We start from the raw sequence: 18,263 nt of genomic DNA on the forward strand, positions 1-18,263 counted from the left end.
TGTGACATTTAATCTTGATCAGGAGGCGTATTCACATGACTTTAATGGACACTGAACATACAACATGGACGAAACAATATATTAATGGCCAATGGGTAGATGGCTCCGGTGAGAAAACAATGGAGAATATCAATCCTTATACGGGAGAAGTTATTGCCACATGGCGCTCTTCCAATAAGAAAGACATAGATAAGGCTTATCAGTCAGCTCAGAAAAATTCGATTGAATGGGCGAAGTCTTTGCCCGCTGCGAAAGAAGAGGTATTGCGTAAAGTTTCATCCCAGATGACAGAGCGAAAAGAGGAGATTATTCAACTGTTGATCACGGAATCCGGGAGTACCCGAATCAAATCGGAGGCGGAGTTTGCAGCGGCTAAACGCATTGTGGACGAAGCAGCATCTTTTCCTTATCGCATGAAGGGTGAGATTATTCCGTCCAATACTCCTGGCAAAGAGAACCGTGTGGTTCGTGAGCCGAAGGGAGTGATTGGTGTTATCGGGCCATGGAACTTCCCTTTGCATCTATGCCTGCGATCTGTAGCTCCAGCAATTGCTCTTGGGAATGGTGTAGTGATTAAACCAGCATCAGACACTCCGATTACGGCAGGTTGGCTCATTGCCGATTTGTTTGAACAGGCTGGTCTGCCTGACGGCGTGCTGAATGTCGTTGCGGGAAGTGGCAGCGAGATCGGGGATTACTTTGTCGCTCATCCGGTTCCCAAAGTAATTTCATTTACGGGTTCCACAGAAGTTGGGCAAGGGATCGGTAAACTGGCGGGTGAACATTTAAAAGAAACGGCACTGGAACTAGGTGGCAACAACGCGATGGTTGTGCTTGAAGATGCGGACATTGAACGTGCTGCCGAAGCGGCAGTCTTTGGCAAGTTTCTGCATCAGGGACAGATCTGCATGGCTCTGAATCGTATCATCGTGCATGCCGATATTTACGACCAATTCGTCGAATCATTTGTTGCCAAAACGAAGAATGTCCAGGCAGGTGATCCGGCGGATTCCAAAACACTTGTGGGTCCACTCATTCGGGAAAAAGAGGTAGAACGATTGCTGGAGCTTGTGAACAAAGCTGAAAATGAAGGAGCACAGTTAATGCTCGGGGGGACCAGTAAAGGCAGCGTGCTGTCTCCTACTGTACTTGCCGATGTTAAACCTGAACAGGATATCGTGCAGCAGGAATTGTTTGGCCCTGTGGCAGTGATCATGAAGGCTCATGATGAACAGGAAGCTGTTCGTTTGGCAAATGATACGCCTTATGGACTTAGTGGTTCCGTATTCACCAAAGATCTGAATCGAGGACATCAGGTTGCCCAGCGCATTGAATCTGGTATGGTGCATGTAAATGATCAGTCTGTGAACGATGAAGCGCATGTGATGTTTGGCGGTGAAAAAGCTTCAGGGATTGGACGTTTCGGTGGGGATTGGGCCATTGAGAAGTTTACACGTACGCGTTGGATCAGCATTCAGCACCAATATCGGGAATATCCGGGAGTGAAATAAGTCGAAAAAGAGTGAACTAGCAGGGGCATTTATGAATGGTTAGAGTGGGTTATAAAAAGATCGACAAATCATGCGAAAGTCCGTCTCCAGCTTGGTGGGACGGGCTTTTTGCACAATTTTACACCTCAGCAAAATACGGCTTAATATAAGAGCGGAAAAGCTGTTTGGGGCTGACGCTATCTGGTTATTTATGGATACACGGAAAAATCGATCCGTAAATCCAATGGCAAAGGGGCTTAAATTCATGTCCATTGACCGCTTTATTCTGAGGAAACTGAATACCTGTCAGGAAGAACATACACGTGCCAATTTGGTTCGGCTGTTTGTCATTCGTATTCGTAAAGCCGAGATTGCGGAAGAACATGATGCCGCCTATGTCCTGAGCAAACTGCACTGAGTGATGGCTGCTAATAATTGCGATCCGCTGTTAACGTGTATACAACTCAAAAAAGGAAGCTTGTCCATAACGACAGCTTCCTTTTTCATGTCTTGTAATGAATGTGTCTTGGTTGACTCCTTTTAATATAAAGATAAAGCAAGGGAGTCGTTTTCACTTCGACTGTGGAGAATGGCTTCTCCATTAACAATCTCAATACTAATTAATGAATGCAGACATTTTTGAATGGCGCGTTTACCGTTGCTAATTTTATGCTCAAGAGCACTGCTAAGCAATCTTAATGTCTTCTGCATAGGTTGTTTGTTTTCTTGATTAAAATATACAGGGATTGATTTGTTTTGAAAGGTTATTAGGGTTCTCACTTGAAATCACCTCACGGTTGTTATTTCATACAGGTAATATTAAATTCCAATGCTTAAAATTACCTTAAAATCAGCTTATGAAAACATAAAGGTGGGTAATGTTTGAAAAGTGTTCACAATTCAATTGTGAGCGAAGGAATAAAAGTCCTGAAAAACGTAACTTAATTACCATTTAAATGGAACAAAAAACGAAGAGTTTCGTATCCTCGCAATATTTAAATGCATAACTGCCACGAAAGTTCTGAGTCGAATGTACGATATTTTAATATATACGTGGGTCATATGTAACAAAATTACAGGTGGTACATTGCAAACAGGGTGTTTATGTAAGAAAATAGGGTTGATATAACGATTCATTCTCTTTTTTTTGATTTAATCTGACATTAGGACAATTTACATATGAGACCATGGGAGGGATTCGGATGATTCTAACCGTGTATTCCGGCCGCGAGGAAGGAGAATGGTTCGACATTGATGTTCCGGACGAATGTACCATTGAACATTTGAAGACATTACTCGGTGTTCGCATTTTTGGACAGGCACCGGGAGACGGCATTCAGTACATCCTTGAAGCCAAGTTTCCGGAAGGTCTGTGGTTCTCTCCGCAGAACGCACAGCAGTTAATGGAAACAGGGCTGCGACAAGGCAGTTGCGTACGTGTCCAGCGGGCTTTTTCAACGACTTCGGAAGAAGCGCCTGTATATGGAAGACGTTCATTGTTTCAACAGGACAGCAACGAATAGGGCTTTTGAACGTATACATTCATTATTGAACGAACTAAAGGAGGTCTTCTCTTCGTGAATGTGTTATATCAGCGTTCTCCAAGAATGACACCGGTTCTCAAGGAAGAAGGACTCGAAATACTCAGGCCTCCAACAGAACCGAGCAAACCCACGTTTTCCATGATATCCATTATTGTGCCGATCATGATGACCATGGTCAGCATTGGTTTCTACGTATATATCAATATGACCGGCAAAATGAATAACAGCAGTTATATGATGTTTCAGATGATGACGGTCATGATGATGCTTACTTCGTACACCATTCCATTCTTCGTGTATCTGAGCAACAAGAAATCATATCGCAAAAAATTGGAAGAACGAAAAACAATGTATCTTGCCCAACTGGACAAACACCGGGAAGAACTGAAGGAAGCTCAGGCGGAGCAAGTGAAAAGCCTGTACGAAATTCATGGTGATCCGGGTGTGTGTCTTCAAGTGGTGAAGAACCGGAACAGTTCCCTGTGGGAGCGTTCACCAGAGGATGATGATTTCCTTCAGGTGCGCATTGGTACGGGAGAGATTCCATTCCGCATCAAACTTCAGGTTCCGCGGATTGATGGATACGAGAAGGATGAGCTAATTGAAGCGGCCCATGAACTTGCGGCTGAATTCCAGACGGTACCGGATGCTTCCATTACATTGCCTTTGTTCCAATCGAAGGTTATGGGACTTGTCGGTGATCGGGAGGAAGTGCTTGCTTCCCTGCGAGTCATCATCTCACAGCTGACGGTACGCCATTCCCCGGATGAATTGAAGCTTGCTGCTTTCTATGAAGAAAAGGACAGCAAGGAATGGGACTGGCTTCGCTGGATGCCCCATATCTGGGATGAAGACCAAGGACAACGCTATATGGCCGACAGGCACAGCGGTGCGCATCAATTAGCGGACAGCTTGTTTTCCGTGTTGAACCGGCGTCGTAACAATAAGGAAGACCGTTACAAGAAAAGCGTACAAACGCCATGTTACGTTGTAATTCTCTCCGATACGCAATTGATTGAAGAAGAACCGTTACTCCCCTTGCTGCTGGAATCGGCTCAGGAAATTGATGTATGCACCATCATACTGGCTAATCGCAAGGAGTCTCTGCCGATGCATTGTCAGTTGATTATGGATGCCTCCAAAGGCAAAGGGGTGTATATCAAAAAAACGGAAGATGCAGATGTTATTCAACAAACGTACAAGCCTGATGTGATCTCGAAGGAGATGGCAGAGGCACTTTCCCGTTATATGTCACCGATCCGGTTAAAGCGGTCATCTGCGTCAGATATCCCACAAGTGCTTCCGTTATTCGATATGCTGAGCACATCTCGCGTGGAAGATCTGGATGTGGTGTCCAGGTGGGGACAGACGAGATATCCTGACACACTGCCCGTACCAATGGGTGTACGAGCTGGCGGCAAAAAAATAGCGATAAACCTGCATGACAAAATTGAACGTCAGGGTCATGGTCCCCATGGTCTGATTGCAGGTACAACCGGTTCAGGTAAAAGTGAAGTCATCCAGTCCATCGTAGCTTCACTCGCTGCTGAATTCCATCCACACGATCTGGCCTTCATGCTGATTGACTATAAAGGTGGCGGGATGTCCAATACATTTGTTGATCTGCCTCATGTGGTAGGGACGATCACCAATCTGGATGGAAATCTGATCGAGCGGGCGAACATCTCACTTCGGGCCGAACTGGTCAGAAGGCAAAAAATATTAAATGATGCGGGAAACCTCCAGCATATTGATGAATATTACAAAATTCTGCGCTCCAGACATGAACAGCCACTTCCGCATCTGGTTATTATCATTGACGAGTTTGCTCAATTGAAGCGGGACCAGCCGGAGTTCATGGATGAATTGATCAGTATCGCGGCCATTGGCCGGACACTTGGGGTTCATCTAATTCTGGCAACCCAAAAGCCAGCTGGTGTTGTGGACGATAAAATATGGAGTAATTCGCGCTTCCGGATCTGCCTTCGCGTACAGAGTGAGGGAGATAGCAGGGATATGATCAAGATTCCAAATGCTGCCTGGATTACAAAGCCTGGTCGTGGATATTTCCAGGTTGGTAGTGATGAAGTGTTTGAAGAAATGCAATTCGCCTGGAGTGGTGCACCCTATAACCAGCAGGAGGATTCAACGACGGTGTTGCCTGTTATGGAAGTACGCCTGAACGGTAAGCGGGAGCCTCTGTTAACTGGAGAGCGTAGAGCCGTTCTCAAAGGTGAAGATGTTCCGAAACAGCTTCAGGTATTTATTGATTATGTTGCGCAGTCTGCAGCGGATGCGGGTATCCGTCGTTTGCCAGGACCATGGTTGCCACCTTTACCAGAGACACTGGAATGGGAAGGTCTTCAGGAATGGCAGGAAGTAGAGAATCGGGATCTGCTGCTTGATGGCGGAGCGAGTGGTCTGAAACCACTGGTTGGTTTGCTGGATGATCTCCCTAATCAGCGCCAACAGCCGCTCGCATTGCCTGTGGATCAAGGCCATCTGGTCGTGTACGGCATGCCGGGACTAGGAAAAACAACATTTGTTCAGACCTTGCTTATGTCCCTGGCCCGTTCCCACAGAACTGAGCCTTGGCATGGTTACATTATCGACATGGGCCGCATGATGAAAGACTTTGCAGCACTACCTCAGATCGGTGGTGTGATGATGGCTGAAGAGGAAGACCGGATCAAGCGGTTATTCCGCTATATTCTCAAGCTGTCAGCACAACGCAAAGATATCATCTCGGAGGCGGGTGTTAAAACGATTTCGGCGTACCGCCGGACAGCTCACGCGGCTGTACCGCAGGTTGTGGTCGTTATCGATGGTTATCTTTCATTCCGCAATGCTTATCCGGAAGAAAATGAACTTCTGGAGACGATCCTGCGTGAAGGCGGAAGTTTGGGTATCACCTTTGTGCTCACCGCCAATCGGGTAACCGATGTATTTGAAAAATTCAGAAGCAATATTCCCAATGCGGTTTCATTTGAGTTATCCGATCCAAGCGATTATTATTATGCCGTGGGGAGACCTTCCAAGGCACCAAGCCAACTTCCGCCAGGAAGAGGTCTGGTCAAAGGGCAAGTGCCTCCATTAATGTTCCAGGCGGCATTACCTTCTTCAGGGGCAGATGAGGGCAAACGTTCATCGGCACTGCGCCGTACGATTGCTGAGATTCGCCAAGGCTGGACAGGGGAAGAAGCGCCGCAGATTGCTCCGCTTCCGGAAGAGATCAAACTGAAAGATCTGCTCATTCGGACAGGATCATATGGTCAGGCTTGGGATACATCGTCTGTAACTGTCCCTGTGGGACTGCTTACGGATGATCTGGAACCATTCGAGCTTAATCTGCGTGAAGGTCCGCATTTCATGGTAACAAGTCCGATGGAAGGCGGCAAAACAACATTTTTATTGACATGGATGTTATCACTGGCTTATCATGCTTCTCCGGAAGATGTGCAAATATACACAGTAGATATGCGTTATGGCTCAGGTGGGCTGGGGGAAATCAGCAGTTTGCCCCATGTCCGTGGACATGTATCGCGAGAAGAACAGCTTGCACCTGTGATTCAACAGTTGTACGATGAAGTTCTGAAAAGAGGCGAGATTTCCGGTGGACCGGAACTTGTGCTCGTCATCGATGATGCGGACACCTTGTCCAAGCAGCTAAACGATTTTAATGTAAAAGATCAATTGGGAGCGATTGTTCGTCAAGGAAGGGATCGCGGTGTACACGTGATTCTGTCCGGGGTTCCGGCAGACTTCCCGACCTTCGGTTCTGACTGGGTAACGGATGTGAAGGCTTCCCAGAGCGGAATGCTGTTCGGGACTTTAGACCCTAACGATCTCTCGTTCTTCCGTATACCTTATTCCGAATCTGGAGGTAGTTCAGGTGGGCTGAAGGTACTGCCTCCGGGTCAAGGTTATTATGTAAAACGTAAATATTCCAGGGTTAAAGGTGCAGTTCCATGTGATGACAGCTGGAAAATGACCGATTGGATTTCTGAAATTCGTGACCGATGGCATGTTGTAGTTTGAGGGGAGGTGGCTCATAATGTTGACGGTTCATGATTCTAAGCAAAAGGTAGTCACGTTGCAAACAAAGGAACTTTTTTTCCTGGCTGGTATTCTCGGTTCAGACCGACTGCTTGGTGTGGAAGATCCGTTTCGCGGCTATATGGCGGAGGATATCGCGATGGAGTGGGAGCGTGTCAAAACCTCCCTGCTTGACAAAGGATATCTGATTCGGGATCAGGATACCGATGAGCTGATCATGACACCGACCGTTTTCTCCAGGGTAGCCATTGCCGGATTGTCCGACAGAGCTTGTTGGATTCGCTACACGATCAACGGCAAGTCGCATGAGAGTTATATCCATTGCACGGATGAGCGGGTCGTTGAAGTTTCCCGTGTTGACGACGTAACGGACTCGTTCCGGCTCAGCGATCTGGGAAGTGTTCGTGAAGCCATTGATGTTCTGATAGAGCGGATGAAATGGAGCGGCCATTCTCCTGCGGAGAAACCGGCCCTAATGTGCTCCAAGAAAAAATTTTATGATGTCATGAATGAGCTCGAAAACAGCGGAGTACAGACCGTAGCAGCGGAACTCGAACAGGAGACAAGTGATCCTGAGGGCTCACTTGCACTGGCACGCTGTCTGGTGGGTAAGGAGTCAGACGGGGAGCTCAGGTTGCTTGTATGGAATGAAGACGGGTGGAAGTCGCAGTCGGCAGCATTTGCTGCAAGTGCGGTATCCAACTGGTTGTTCCGGATGAGCACTGCGGCTTCAGATGATTGGCTTGTTGCAGCACTAACGACTAGAGAACAGTTTCACGAGATGCTGCTGGACTGGCTTAAACAGCCTGCAGGGGAAGAGGAAAGGTGATGGTAAATGCGCATTCGTGTGGAACCGGATGTGCTTCGGGCACTGAGCAAGCAGATTCAGTATGCAGCGGAGCAAATACAGCAAAAGATGACAGTGTTGGATCAGGCGATTCATTCGCTGGAGTGGGAGGTTGAATCCCGCGCAGCGGTGATGAATGAATGGAATCACAGTAAACGACTGGGCGAGGATGCGCTGCGTCGATTAATGGACTTAAGCGTACAGCTGGGACGCAAAGCGTTGTTATTCCAGCAGGCAGACATGGAGTATCGTTCCGTGCTGAGTCATGTGAACACAGCCTATGGTAATGCGGTCAATATGCTGAATGTTCTTCAGAACAATCGTACAGGAGAAATCATGCCTGCACATTCTGCAACTGTAGCTGTAGTATCCGATCCCCTTTCCGCAATGGCGGCCGTATATCGTGTTCAGGATGCCGCTCCGCCTGATGGCTCCCCGGCTACACTGGTGCAGGCTATGCAGCCTGAGCCTGTAGCATGGAGATTCACAGATCCTTCCTTTCGGGGAAGAAGAGGGACCGAGCCTGTGGTTTCCTGAACAGCATGAATAAAAGTAACAGCAGAAAGTGAATCTTTTTTTGTAAATAGGCTGTTAGGAGAAGTTTCAAGTACTGAAAATGGGGTAAATAGGATTAGGTCCTTCGGCTTTTGTCCGATCGATCCTGGTATAGTACAATTTGAACAAGTAAAAATTTAATTGCACAAACCAAGGAGGAATTTACAAATGGCAGGACGTATTTTAGTTACCCCAGAGCAGCTTGATCAGGTTTCCAACCAATTTAAACAAAGCGGTGAGCAAAGTCAGCAAATCGTATCTACATTGACTCAATCCATCACAAGCATGGAAGGACAATGGGAAGGTATGACAAAGCAACGCTTCTTCCAAGAGTTCCAAGAAGCTAGCAAACAAATGCAATCATTCGTTCAAACGCTGAACAGCATCAGCGCTGAACTTACAGCTATTGCTAACAAATTCCGTACAGCTGACCAAGCTCGTTAATCTGCTTTACATAGATCAGGCCGATGTGAAGTCTGAATTCGTCCTGAATTATAGGTGGATAGCAAGCTGAAGATGTACAACTACAGCAAAAACCGGGCGTTGTCACAACACCCGGTTTTTGCTGCAACTATGACACTAGGACAGAGAGAGGGATAAGCATGTCTTTTCAACCAAATCCCGGGGATGAAGTGGTGATTAACGACATTGCCTATACGATTGGGCAACATCCGGCTGCGCCGGGTCTGGCTTATGCCCAAGCCGGAAGGCAGGGGATTGTTTATCAGTTGATACCCCGTAATGGTTCCATTCATGGGGCCAAAGCACTAAAAGTATTTTTTCCTAAATTCCGTATTCCAGCTATGGTGTATCAGTCTGAACATATGGAGTCTTACAGTGAACTGCCAGGTTTGCAGGTATGCAAGCGTGATGTGCTCACTCCGGAAAGAAACGGAGCGCTCATTGGAAAACATCCCGATCTGTTATATGCGGTGTTGATGCCATGGGTGCAAGGTCAGACCTGGTTCGATGTGATCAGTGATCAGAGACAGTTGACGGCTGAGGAGAGCCTGAAGCTGGCCAGAGCGCTTGCTGGAACGGGTTCGGCTATGGAACAACGTGGACTGGCTCATTGCGATATGTCCGCTCCCAATGTAATGATTCCGTTTTTTTCCGAAGTGGAGAACCTGGGGAAGACGTCTGCGGTAGAACTTGTGGATGTCGAGCAGATGTACGGTTCCAAAATGGATCGTCCGGATGCCCTGCTTGCCGGGTCACCCGGTTATGCAGCCCATCGAACAGTGCACAGCGGTTTGTGGAGTTCATATGCTGACCGATTTGCCGGAGCTGTTATTATTGCTGAAATGTTAAGCTGGTCGGACCCTGTGATTGTAGAGAAAGCGTGGGGCGAAAGTTATTTTGACCAGCATGAAATGCAAACAGTGAGTGAACGGTATTATGCGATGCGGGAGTCCCTTGAGAAGCGTTGGGGTTCCAAACTGTCCGATCTGTTCATTCGAGCTTGGGAAAGTCACGATCTGAGCAGCTGTCCGACGTTTGGTGAGTGGTATGTTGCATTGGCTGCGGTAGACGTGGATCAGGCCAATGCGGCTGCTGCTGTGACATTGGAAGAAGAAACTGCCAATCCGTCCGAAGCAGCTGATGTGAATCTGAAAAAGAGCTCAGAACCAGTAAGTGAACCGGTGAATACGCAAGACGGGAACCGTCCTCAAACGCCGCAATCTCCCGATCAGGAAGCGGTTGTGAACCGTCTGTTCCTGCAAGCAAGAGCCCTGGAGGATGAAGATAAACCGGCTGCAGCACTGGAAGTGTACCGCTCGCTTTATCATTTTATTCCTCATAACAGCGCGATGCAGATGGAAGTCGAGGCTGCAATCAAGGAACTGGATGCCAAGCTTAATCCAAAAGAAGACACAGACAAACCTGTACCTGTGCCATTCTACAGATCCAAAAAGTTCATGATTTCCTCCGCTGTGCTTATTCTATTGCTGGCAGGTGGCGTGCCAACGGTTAAAATACTCGCCGATCAGGCAGAGGTGAAACAGAAAGAACAGCAGGAAGCCACACGACTGGCAGAGATCAAAGCTGCGGAAGAGGCTGAAGCAGCAAAGGCAGCTGCGCTCAAACAACAGGAAGAACAAGAGAAGCAAAAGGCCGCAGATGCTGCAAAACTGGACGCAGAGGAAAAGAAAAAGCTCGCTGAAGCCAAGCAGAAGGCAGCTGAAGCAAAGAAAAAAGAAGAAGAACGTAAGGCGTTACAAGCCAAGTACGACAAACAGGCGAAATATGAGGCCTATCTGGTGAAGCAGGAGCAGCAGAAGAAAGAAGCCGCTAAGAGAGCGCAGCAGGAGAAGTACGATAAACAGGCAAAATATGAAGCTTATCTGGTCTGGAAAAAAGAGAATGATGCCAAGCTTGCAAAACAGGAAGCGGAGCGTAAAGCGGCAGCTGAAGTTAAACGTCAACAGGAGATTGCTCAGAAAGCAGCTCTGAAGAAAAAACGTGCCCAGAATGTGGTCACGCTGATTGCTCATTACAATAAGACGTATAACGCGCAAAAAGGCAGAAAAATTGAAAATGCGGAATCGTATGCCCGTGATTTCAAAAATCTTTACAATACCGATGCTTCCTATTTCAAAGGTGTCGGCAAAGTAGCGGCTCGAATGAGTGCCATTAACAAATTCCTGAGCAACAACAGCTACACGTTGCCCAACTTATAGTACGTGTTCAAAAAGGACGGTTTTCAGTACCGAGAAGATGGGATGAAGCTAGAAATGGAGTAGCGGGGCGTAGGGAAAACTACGTGAGCAACGGACATTTCGGCTGAATTTCATATTCGATGCTGATGATGCCTGAAGGCATCCTTCGTAATCAAAAGCGGACTTTTTGAACAACCTTGTAAATTAATGTGAATGATGGAGGTGACTCACCCTAGATGAACTACACGATTCAAGCATCACAGCGTACACCTGCACTTATTATATATTTAATTGACATTAGCGCCTCCATGAACATGGTTCTGGAAAATCGTCGACGGATTGATGTCGTCTATGATGCCCTATCTCTCGCGATCCGCCAAATGGTGTTTCGCTCTACAAAGGGAAATCGTCTGACACCTCGCTATCGTATAGCCATATTGGCTTACAGCGATGATGTATATGACTTGTTGAACGGTATCAAAGGAATTGACGAGATCGCTGCCGTTGGTTCTCTGCCTGACTTGACACCGAAACGGTTTTCAGATTCTGCGAAGGCTTTCCTGCAGGCGGAAAAGATTCTGCAGGCCGAAATTCCGAATATGCAGGATTGTCCTGCACCACTTGTGTGCCATATGACCGATGGGGTAGCCACAGGTGAAGATCCTGAGCCCATTGCGAAAAGAATCATGGGCATGAGTGTACCTGACGGCAATGTACTGGTGGAGAATATTTTTATATCGGATCATCTGCTGGAAGGACCAATTGCTGAACCTAGAAGATGGAAGGGAATCTCTTCGGAAACGAATCTACAGGATGAGCATGGAGAGAAGCTGCGGAATATGTCATCCGTCCTGCCCGAAAGTTATCGGGAAATGCTTGTTGAAGCTGATTATTTGCTTGCACCCGGTGCACTAATGATGCTGCCAGGTACATGTGCAGAATTGGTATCAATCGGGTTCCAGATGTCCGCTGCTACGCCTGTGAGATAGGAGGGGAATCATGAGAGCGATGCGTTTGGCAACATTGTCTGCTGGAGATAAGGGGGGCCATGCCGAGCAACGGCATGGCAACTTTCGCTATGTGAGTGTACAGACGGGAGAACAGCCACTAACCCGCTATCAGGGCACAATTAAGTGCAGATATGGTTATGGCAGAGCGGCTGAGACGGTACATCAGGGAGATACAGGACAGGACTTTGCTGCGGTACGTATGAAAGGAAATGTCTGCAATTTTGTATTGTGTGATGGCGTAGGCATGAGTTATCTGGGTGATTTTGCAGCGCGTTTTCTGGGGAATGCCTTACTGGATTGGCTGGAAACGACGCAGCATCCGACGGAGGATGCCGTGGAGCGTCTTCTTCATGACCTCACCCTTCCGGCATCCGAGCAACTGGAGAAATTACAGCCGCTGGAAAGTTCCCCTTTGCTGCTGCGTGAAGTGTTGATGGAAAAGCGAAGTCGGGGCAGTCAAGCCATGTATGTATGTGGACGGATTGAGCTTACGGGAGGCGGTCGCAAAAGTCGGGTGTGGCTTGCGTGGCAAGGAGATTCCCGCATTCGTCTGTGGCGTAATGGCCAGGAACAGTCTGAATTATTTCAGACTCACTGCAAGACAAATGAGCGTTGGTCTACACTTGAAGGACCTGTTGGTGGTAAGCCGCACATCTACGAGATGAAAGGATCCGCAGGAGATTCATTACGTCTTCAGTTATATACGGATGGATTAAATGATCTGGATGCCATTCAAGCCTATGTCCCAGATGAACACATTCAGGTACTGCTGGATGCCACACATACCGGCGGTCTTGAAGATGATGCCGCTTTCATTGAGCTGGAATGGTGAGTGTCAGTTATAAAGTTATGGACCGTTCCTGATGTTGCTGTGACATTGGTGTAGATCAACGGTGAAAAAACTTGTTGGTGTTGATTTAAAAGACACTCTTTTTGGGTAATCTTGTGAAGAATTGACTTTGAGTTTGAACGTACATTCTTACATAATTGCTAAAATGAAGGAGTGGAATGGATAATGACACAACATAACGGCAAGTCACGGTTCCAAGGCAAGGTTGCGATTATTACCGGAGCAGGCTCCGGGATTGGGAAAGCCACTGCGGTCAAGCTGGCTAAAGAGGGTGCACATGTTGCATTGTTTGATCTGGTGAATGATCGGATCTCGGAAACGGAAGCAGAGATTAATGCGCTGCACCCCGGTGCGGCAAGAGCATTTGATGTAGACATTTCCGACCCGGCACGTGTGGAAAAGGCTGTACTGGAAACCGTTGAGTTATTCGGCGGTTTGGATATTGTTTTTGCCAATGCGGGCATTAACGGTGTCTCGGCACCCATTGAGGAGATTCAGGTTGAGGATTGGCAGCAGATTATTACAACCAACCTGAATGGTACATTTTTCACGATTAAATATGCATTGCCTCACGTGAAAAAACGGGGTGGCGGCAGTATCATCATCACGAGTTCGATTAATGGCAATCAACGTTTCTCAAGCTTTGGCATGTCGGCGTACAGCACGTCCAAGGCAGGACAGGTTGCTTTTGCCAAGATGGCTGCACTTGAGCTGGCGAAGTTCAAGATACGTGTGAACGTGATCTGCCCAGGAGCGATTGCGACAAATATCGATCAAAGTACGGTCAAAACGGATGATCTACAACAGATCATTATTCCGATGGAGTTCCCGGAAGGACAGCAACCGCTTGCGGACGGGCCGGGTCAGCCGGAACATGTTGCCGATCTGGTAAGCTTCCTTGCATCGTCCGAATCCAGACATATTACCGGAGCAGAGATCGTGATTGATGGTGCAGAATCATTGCTCAGCTAAGTGAGCATTCTGGATAAATTTCATTTTTGCTAAGGCGTGTCTTAGGGTGTGTCTGCGATAGTCGTTCCTCTGGAACGGCTTTTTTTGTTATAATGCTAACATTCGAATAGAGATTTTGAAGAGCAGTAGGTACATTCAATAGGAGCGATCATATGCATATAGAGTTACCGATACAAGAGGTTATTCCTGAGTTAAGACAGTTATTTCGGGATCAAGATACAGGTGTGTTAATTGCAGAGCCAGGAGCGGGAAAAACAACTGTTGTACCGCTGGCTTTGCTGGAAGAACCGTGGGTTGCGGGACGGAAAATCATAATGCTGGAACCCCGGAGGCTGGCCGCGCGTTCGGCTGCTTCGAGACTGGCGGCTACGCTTGGGGAAAAAGCGGGTCAGACTGTAGGATATCGTGTACGCATGGATACCCGGGTGAGTCAGGGGACACGCATTGAAGTGGTGACGGAAGGGGTATTGACCCGGATGTTGCAGCAGGACCAGAGTCTTGAAGATACGGCAATGATTATATTCGATGAATTTCATGAGCGGCATCTACATGGGGATTTGGGTCTGGCTCTGGCCTTGGAATCCCGAGCGATGTTACGTCCAGATTTGAAATTGCTGGTGATGTCGGCGACCCTTGATCCTGTTCCCGTCTGTGCATTGCTTGGCGAAGGTACAAAATCAATTCACTGTCCGGGTCGCACGTTTCCGGTGGAAACACGATATTTGCCGAGACCAACAGCTATGCCGCTGGAACAATTCACGGCTCAGACGGTGACTAAGGCATTAGCCGAACAGGAGGGGGACGTGCTTGTTTTCCTTCCAGGGGCTAGAGAGATACATCGTACAGAGCGGGAGTTATCAAATGGATCTCTTCCTGGACATGTGAAAGTTCATTCTCTGTATGGCAGTATGCCGGTGGAACAACAGGATGAGGCCATACGTCCGGCGGCTGAGGGTACGCGCAAAGTGGTGCTCTCCACCTCCATTGCGGAATCCAGCCTCACCCTCGCTGGAGTTAAGATTGTGGTGGATGCGGGGCTGAGCCGTGCATCGGCATTCTCGCCGCGTACGGGCATGAGCCGGCTTGTCACCCTGCCGGTGTCTAAGGCGTCAGCCGATCAACGGCGGGGGCGTGCAGGGCGAATTGCCCCAGGAGTGTGTTACCGGCTATGGAGCGAAGAGGTTCACGGGGGACTGCCTGAGGCAGCTCGCCCGGAGATCACTTCCGCGGATCTTGCGCCGCTGGCGCTGGAGCTTGCCGTCTGGGGTGTCCAGTCCCCAGCAGAGCTGCAATGGCTGGACACCCCGCCTGACGCCGCCTACGGCCAGGCACAGGCTCTGCTGCGCCAGCTGGGCGGCCTGGACGACACAGGCCGCATCACGCCCTTCGGGCGGCGGATGAACACGCTGGGCGTGCATCCGCGACTGGCCAGCATGTTGCTCCGCGCAGCGGAGCTTGGGCTGGCCAGCTACGCCAGCATGCTGGCGGCACTGCTGCAGGAGCCTGCCGGCCTACGCAGCAGTGGCAGTGCAGGCGCGGGCACGGACCTCCGCCCGCGCGTAGAGGCGCTGCTGACCGCGGACAGCAGCGGCATGCCGCAAGCGGCAGCGGCTGTCGCAGACGGCGCGGCCGTGCGGCGCATGCTCCAGGAGAGCCGCCAGCTGCGCTCGGCGCTCGGCTCGTCGGCCGATCCGGTGCGGCCGGATGAGGACAGCTGCGGATTGCTGCTGTCCTTCGCCTATCCGGACCGGATCGGGCAACGCCGGGAGGACGGCCGCTATCTGCTGAGCAGCGGCCGCGGCGTACGGCTCGCAGCGACAGAATCGCTGAGCCGTGCAGCGTATCTGGTCGCAGCCGAGGCAGACGACCAGGGCGCAGATGCGCGCATCCTGCTGGCTGCGCCGTTGCAGGAGCAGACATTGGTGCAGGCAGGTCAGCACTTGCTGCACAATGAAGTGCAAGTGGCCTGGGATTCCAACACTCGCAGCGTGCGCGCACATAAGAGACTTCGTATTGGAGCCCTTGTGATTAAAGAGAGCAGTATTGCACAGCCACCTGAAGATCAGGTGCTGGAAGCACTGTTAAACGGGATACGGATGGAAGGGCTGGATTGTCTGCCCTGGACAAAAACGTCCAAACAACTTGCGGACAGGCTACGATTCCTGCATCTCCATCTACCTGAGTGGCCTGACCTGATCGAAGATGATCTGACCGAAGAGTTGGCAGAACATCTTACCCCTTATCTGACAGGCATGCGATCGGCAGCCGACCTCAAGAGATTGTCGATGCAAGATGTATTACTTGGTGGCCTGAGCTGGACGCAACGACAACAACTGGACGATGAAGCTCCGACGCATATACAGGTGCCCAGTGGCTCACGTATTCCTGTGGACTACAGTCGTCCAGAGGACCCGGCGCTGGCAGTAAGATTACAGGAGATGTTTGGACAACAGGAGACACCGCGTATAGCGGGTGGGCGAGTCCCGTTGACCATCCACCTATTATCACCGGCTCAGCGACCTGTACAGGTTACACGAGACTTGGCGAATTTCTGGCGAGAGACGTACTTTGACGTCAAAAAAGATCTGAAAGGTCGTTATCCGAAGCATTACTGGCCGGATAATCCACTTGAAGCGGTCGCCACAAATCGGGCCAAACCACGGGGCAAATAGATGAATTACTTCATTTTTAAAGACATCAACTATTTGGCTCCCAAAGGGCGCTCTTCATCAGGCTCAGACTCTGCTGAACAACCTTCAGTTTTGTAGCTGATCGAATCATTCTCTACCTTAAAGCATCATCCTCTAACCAGGACGTGTCTCAAAACTCGCTGACGTGCATCTTTTACTACCTTTTCGCCCCATGTTACGTTACTTTGCCTTTTCGCTCCATGCTGCGTTACCTTCCCTTGAAGTGCCCCGGCACGCCTGCTGAAAACTTTCGGCATGGAACGAGAATTCAGCAAAATCTGCTTTTTTAGAGGTTGAAGGTACACCCCAGAGCGTATCTTCAAACCTGCCGAAGCTGAAGCGTAACTGCACGTGCCTGGGGAGCTGAACATGGAGCAGAACCATGGAGCGGAGCGCTAACGAACTTGTGACGTCTTATTCAGCGATTTGAAGCGCCCACAGTAACCTAAGGAATCTAAAACACGCTATATTTGAATAACCAGCCATTTACAACGGGTTTGTCAGGTGATTTTGGTAAATAACGTGTCTCATGTTCCTTACAAAATATAAGGAGGGCCCGAAGGATAAATAAGACGTCCTCGGTTCCTTAGAAAATTGCCTGGGACAATCCGCCAGGATCAGCCAGTCTGGACTTCAAGATGTTTTGGACCCTAACATCCTTCAACGTAGAACATGCCTGATAACGTATCACATACCTGAGTTTGAAGGCACACCCTGATGAGGATTAAAAGGAATGAACCTTAGCAATTATTTACTATCAACACATAGTATATTGACTTGCTAGCGTTTAAAAGAAACTTAGGCGGGTAATAACATAGCGAACCACTCAATAATATGAGGAGGGATTCACTATGCAGAAGAAAATCGTAGGTGTGTTTAATACAGAACGTGAAGCATCGCAGGCTATCGAGGGTTTGAAAGCACAAGGATTCACTTCAGATGAAATCTCCGTTGTTACACAAGATCGGGATGAACTGAAGGCAATTCGGGAAGAGACAGGTACCAAAGCCCCTGAGGGCGTGGCTGCTGGTGCAGCAACAGGTGGTGTCCTTGGTGGCGTAGCCGGTCTGCTCGCAGGTATCGGTGCACTAGCCATACCCGGCATAGGACCGATTCTGGCCGCAGGCCCTATCGCAGCAGCATTTACCGGTGCAGCTGTGGGTGCAGGAGCTGGCGGATTGGTGGGTGGACTTGTGGGTCTTGGTATTCCGGAAGAGGACGCTAAACAGTATGAGGAGTATGTACAGAATGGTAAAATCCTGTTGCTCGTTGATTCTACGGATCGTGACTCCGATGTGTACGATGTGTTCAGTGGCAACAGCCAGCTTAACCGAGACAGAGCCGAAGCAGCTCATCGCGGAGATGTGCCAGCCGAACGTCCGGATCTGGATATGGAAGAACGCAGATTGGAAGCCCAAAACAAGGCAGCGCGATTCGGTAACAATACATTCCTGTAATCTTGCCGCGAATTTAATCGATATGAAATAAACCCAAGGACTTATTATCTGCAAAATGGAATGACATATATGATCCACCAGATGGTCATTAGCCGGTTTCCTTAAGGGAAGCCGGCTTTTGTCCCTGTGTTG

The 18,263-nt window shown here is 49.0% G+C and carries 14 protein-coding genes; 13 read left to right on the forward strand and 1 reads right to left on the reverse strand.

The genetic code is table 11. From position 1 onward, the window contains the following. Positions 1-35: 35 nt before the first annotated feature. Both QNO02_RS11535 and QNO02_RS11540 read left to right on the forward strand, forming a co-directional pair. Positions 36-1,511, forward strand: coding sequence for an aldehyde dehydrogenase family protein (locus QNO02_RS11535; protein WP_289392070.1), 1,476 nt, complete (start codon positions 36-38; stop codon positions 1,509-1,511). 244 nt (positions 1,512-1,755) lie between these two features. Next, positions 1,756-1,908, forward strand: a complete 153-nt coding sequence (locus QNO02_RS11540) for a hypothetical protein (RefSeq protein WP_164783094.1) — start codon at positions 1,756-1,758, stop codon at positions 1,906-1,908. Positions 1,909-2,030: 122 nt separating this feature from the next. On the opposite strand, the gene QNO02_RS11545 is transcribed toward QNO02_RS11540, so the two are convergent. After that, entirely contained in the window at positions 2,031-2,270 is a 240-nt protein-coding gene (locus tag QNO02_RS11545; RefSeq protein ID WP_074094612.1) for a hypothetical protein, read from the reverse strand. A 422-nt stretch (positions 2,271-2,692) separates the two neighbouring features. Here QNO02_RS11545 and QNO02_RS11550 point away from each other — a divergent pair, with 422 nt between their 5' ends. The 11 genes from QNO02_RS11550 (at position 2,693) to QNO02_RS11600 (ending at position 18,131) form a co-directional block, all read left to right on the forward strand. After that, positions 2,693-3,013, forward strand: a complete 321-nt coding sequence (locus tag QNO02_RS11550; protein WP_074094613.1) for a hypothetical protein — start codon at positions 2,693-2,695, stop codon at positions 3,011-3,013. A 54-nt stretch (positions 3,014-3,067) separates the two neighbouring features. Beyond that, complete coding sequence (gene essC / locus QNO02_RS11555; protein WP_289392073.1) at positions 3,068-7,072, forward strand: type VII secretion protein EssC; 4,005 nt, start codon at positions 3,068-3,070, stop codon at positions 7,070-7,072. A 16-nt stretch (positions 7,073-7,088) separates the two neighbouring features. Next, positions 7,089-7,919, forward strand: coding sequence for a hypothetical protein (locus QNO02_RS11560; RefSeq protein ID WP_289392074.1), 831 nt, complete (start codon positions 7,089-7,091; stop codon positions 7,917-7,919). Between the two features lie 6 nt (positions 7,920-7,925). Next, a complete protein-coding gene (locus QNO02_RS11565) occupies positions 7,926-8,474 on the forward strand; it encodes a WXG100 family type VII secretion target (protein WP_017689072.1) in 549 nt (182 codons plus the stop codon). Positions 8,475-8,660: 186 nt separating this feature from the next. Next, the gene (locus QNO02_RS11570; protein WP_017689071.1) at positions 8,661-8,936 is read left to right on the forward strand and encodes a WXG100 family type VII secretion target; all 276 of its coding nucleotides are present in this window, start codon (positions 8,661-8,663) and stop codon (positions 8,934-8,936) included. 158 nt (positions 8,937-9,094) lie between these two features. Further along, entirely contained in the window at positions 9,095-11,173 is a 2,079-nt protein-coding gene (locus QNO02_RS11575; RefSeq protein ID WP_289392075.1) for a protein kinase family protein, read from the forward strand. A gap of 215 nt (positions 11,174-11,388) precedes the next feature. Beyond that, a complete protein-coding gene (locus tag QNO02_RS11580; RefSeq protein ID WP_076330724.1) occupies positions 11,389-12,141 on the forward strand; it encodes a vWA domain-containing protein in 753 nt (250 codons plus the stop codon). A gap of 10 nt (positions 12,142-12,151) precedes the next feature. Continuing rightward, complete coding sequence (locus QNO02_RS11585; protein WP_091031765.1) at positions 12,152-12,994, forward strand: protein phosphatase 2C domain-containing protein; 843 nt, start codon at positions 12,152-12,154, stop codon at positions 12,992-12,994. A gap of 183 nt (positions 12,995-13,177) precedes the next feature. Further along, positions 13,178-13,984 (forward strand): SDR family oxidoreductase, encoded by an 807-nt coding sequence (locus QNO02_RS11590; RefSeq protein WP_017689067.1) that lies wholly within the window; start codon positions 13,178-13,180, stop codon positions 13,982-13,984. 152 nt (positions 13,985-14,136) lie between these two features. Next, positions 14,137-16,656 (forward strand): ATP-dependent helicase HrpB, encoded by a 2,520-nt coding sequence (hrpB, locus tag QNO02_RS11595; protein WP_289392076.1) that lies wholly within the window; start codon positions 14,137-14,139, stop codon positions 16,654-16,656. An 869-nt stretch (positions 16,657-17,525) separates the two neighbouring features. Further along, the gene (locus QNO02_RS11600; protein ID WP_017689064.1) at positions 17,526-18,131 is read left to right on the forward strand and encodes a general stress protein; all 606 of its coding nucleotides are present in this window, start codon (positions 17,526-17,528) and stop codon (positions 18,129-18,131) included. Positions 18,132-18,263: the final 132 nt, after the last annotated feature.

Origin of the sequence: Paenibacillus sp. PK1-4R (assembly GCF_030369595.1) — a bacterium.
GTDB lineage: Bacteria > Bacillota > Bacilli > Paenibacillales > Paenibacillaceae > Paenibacillus.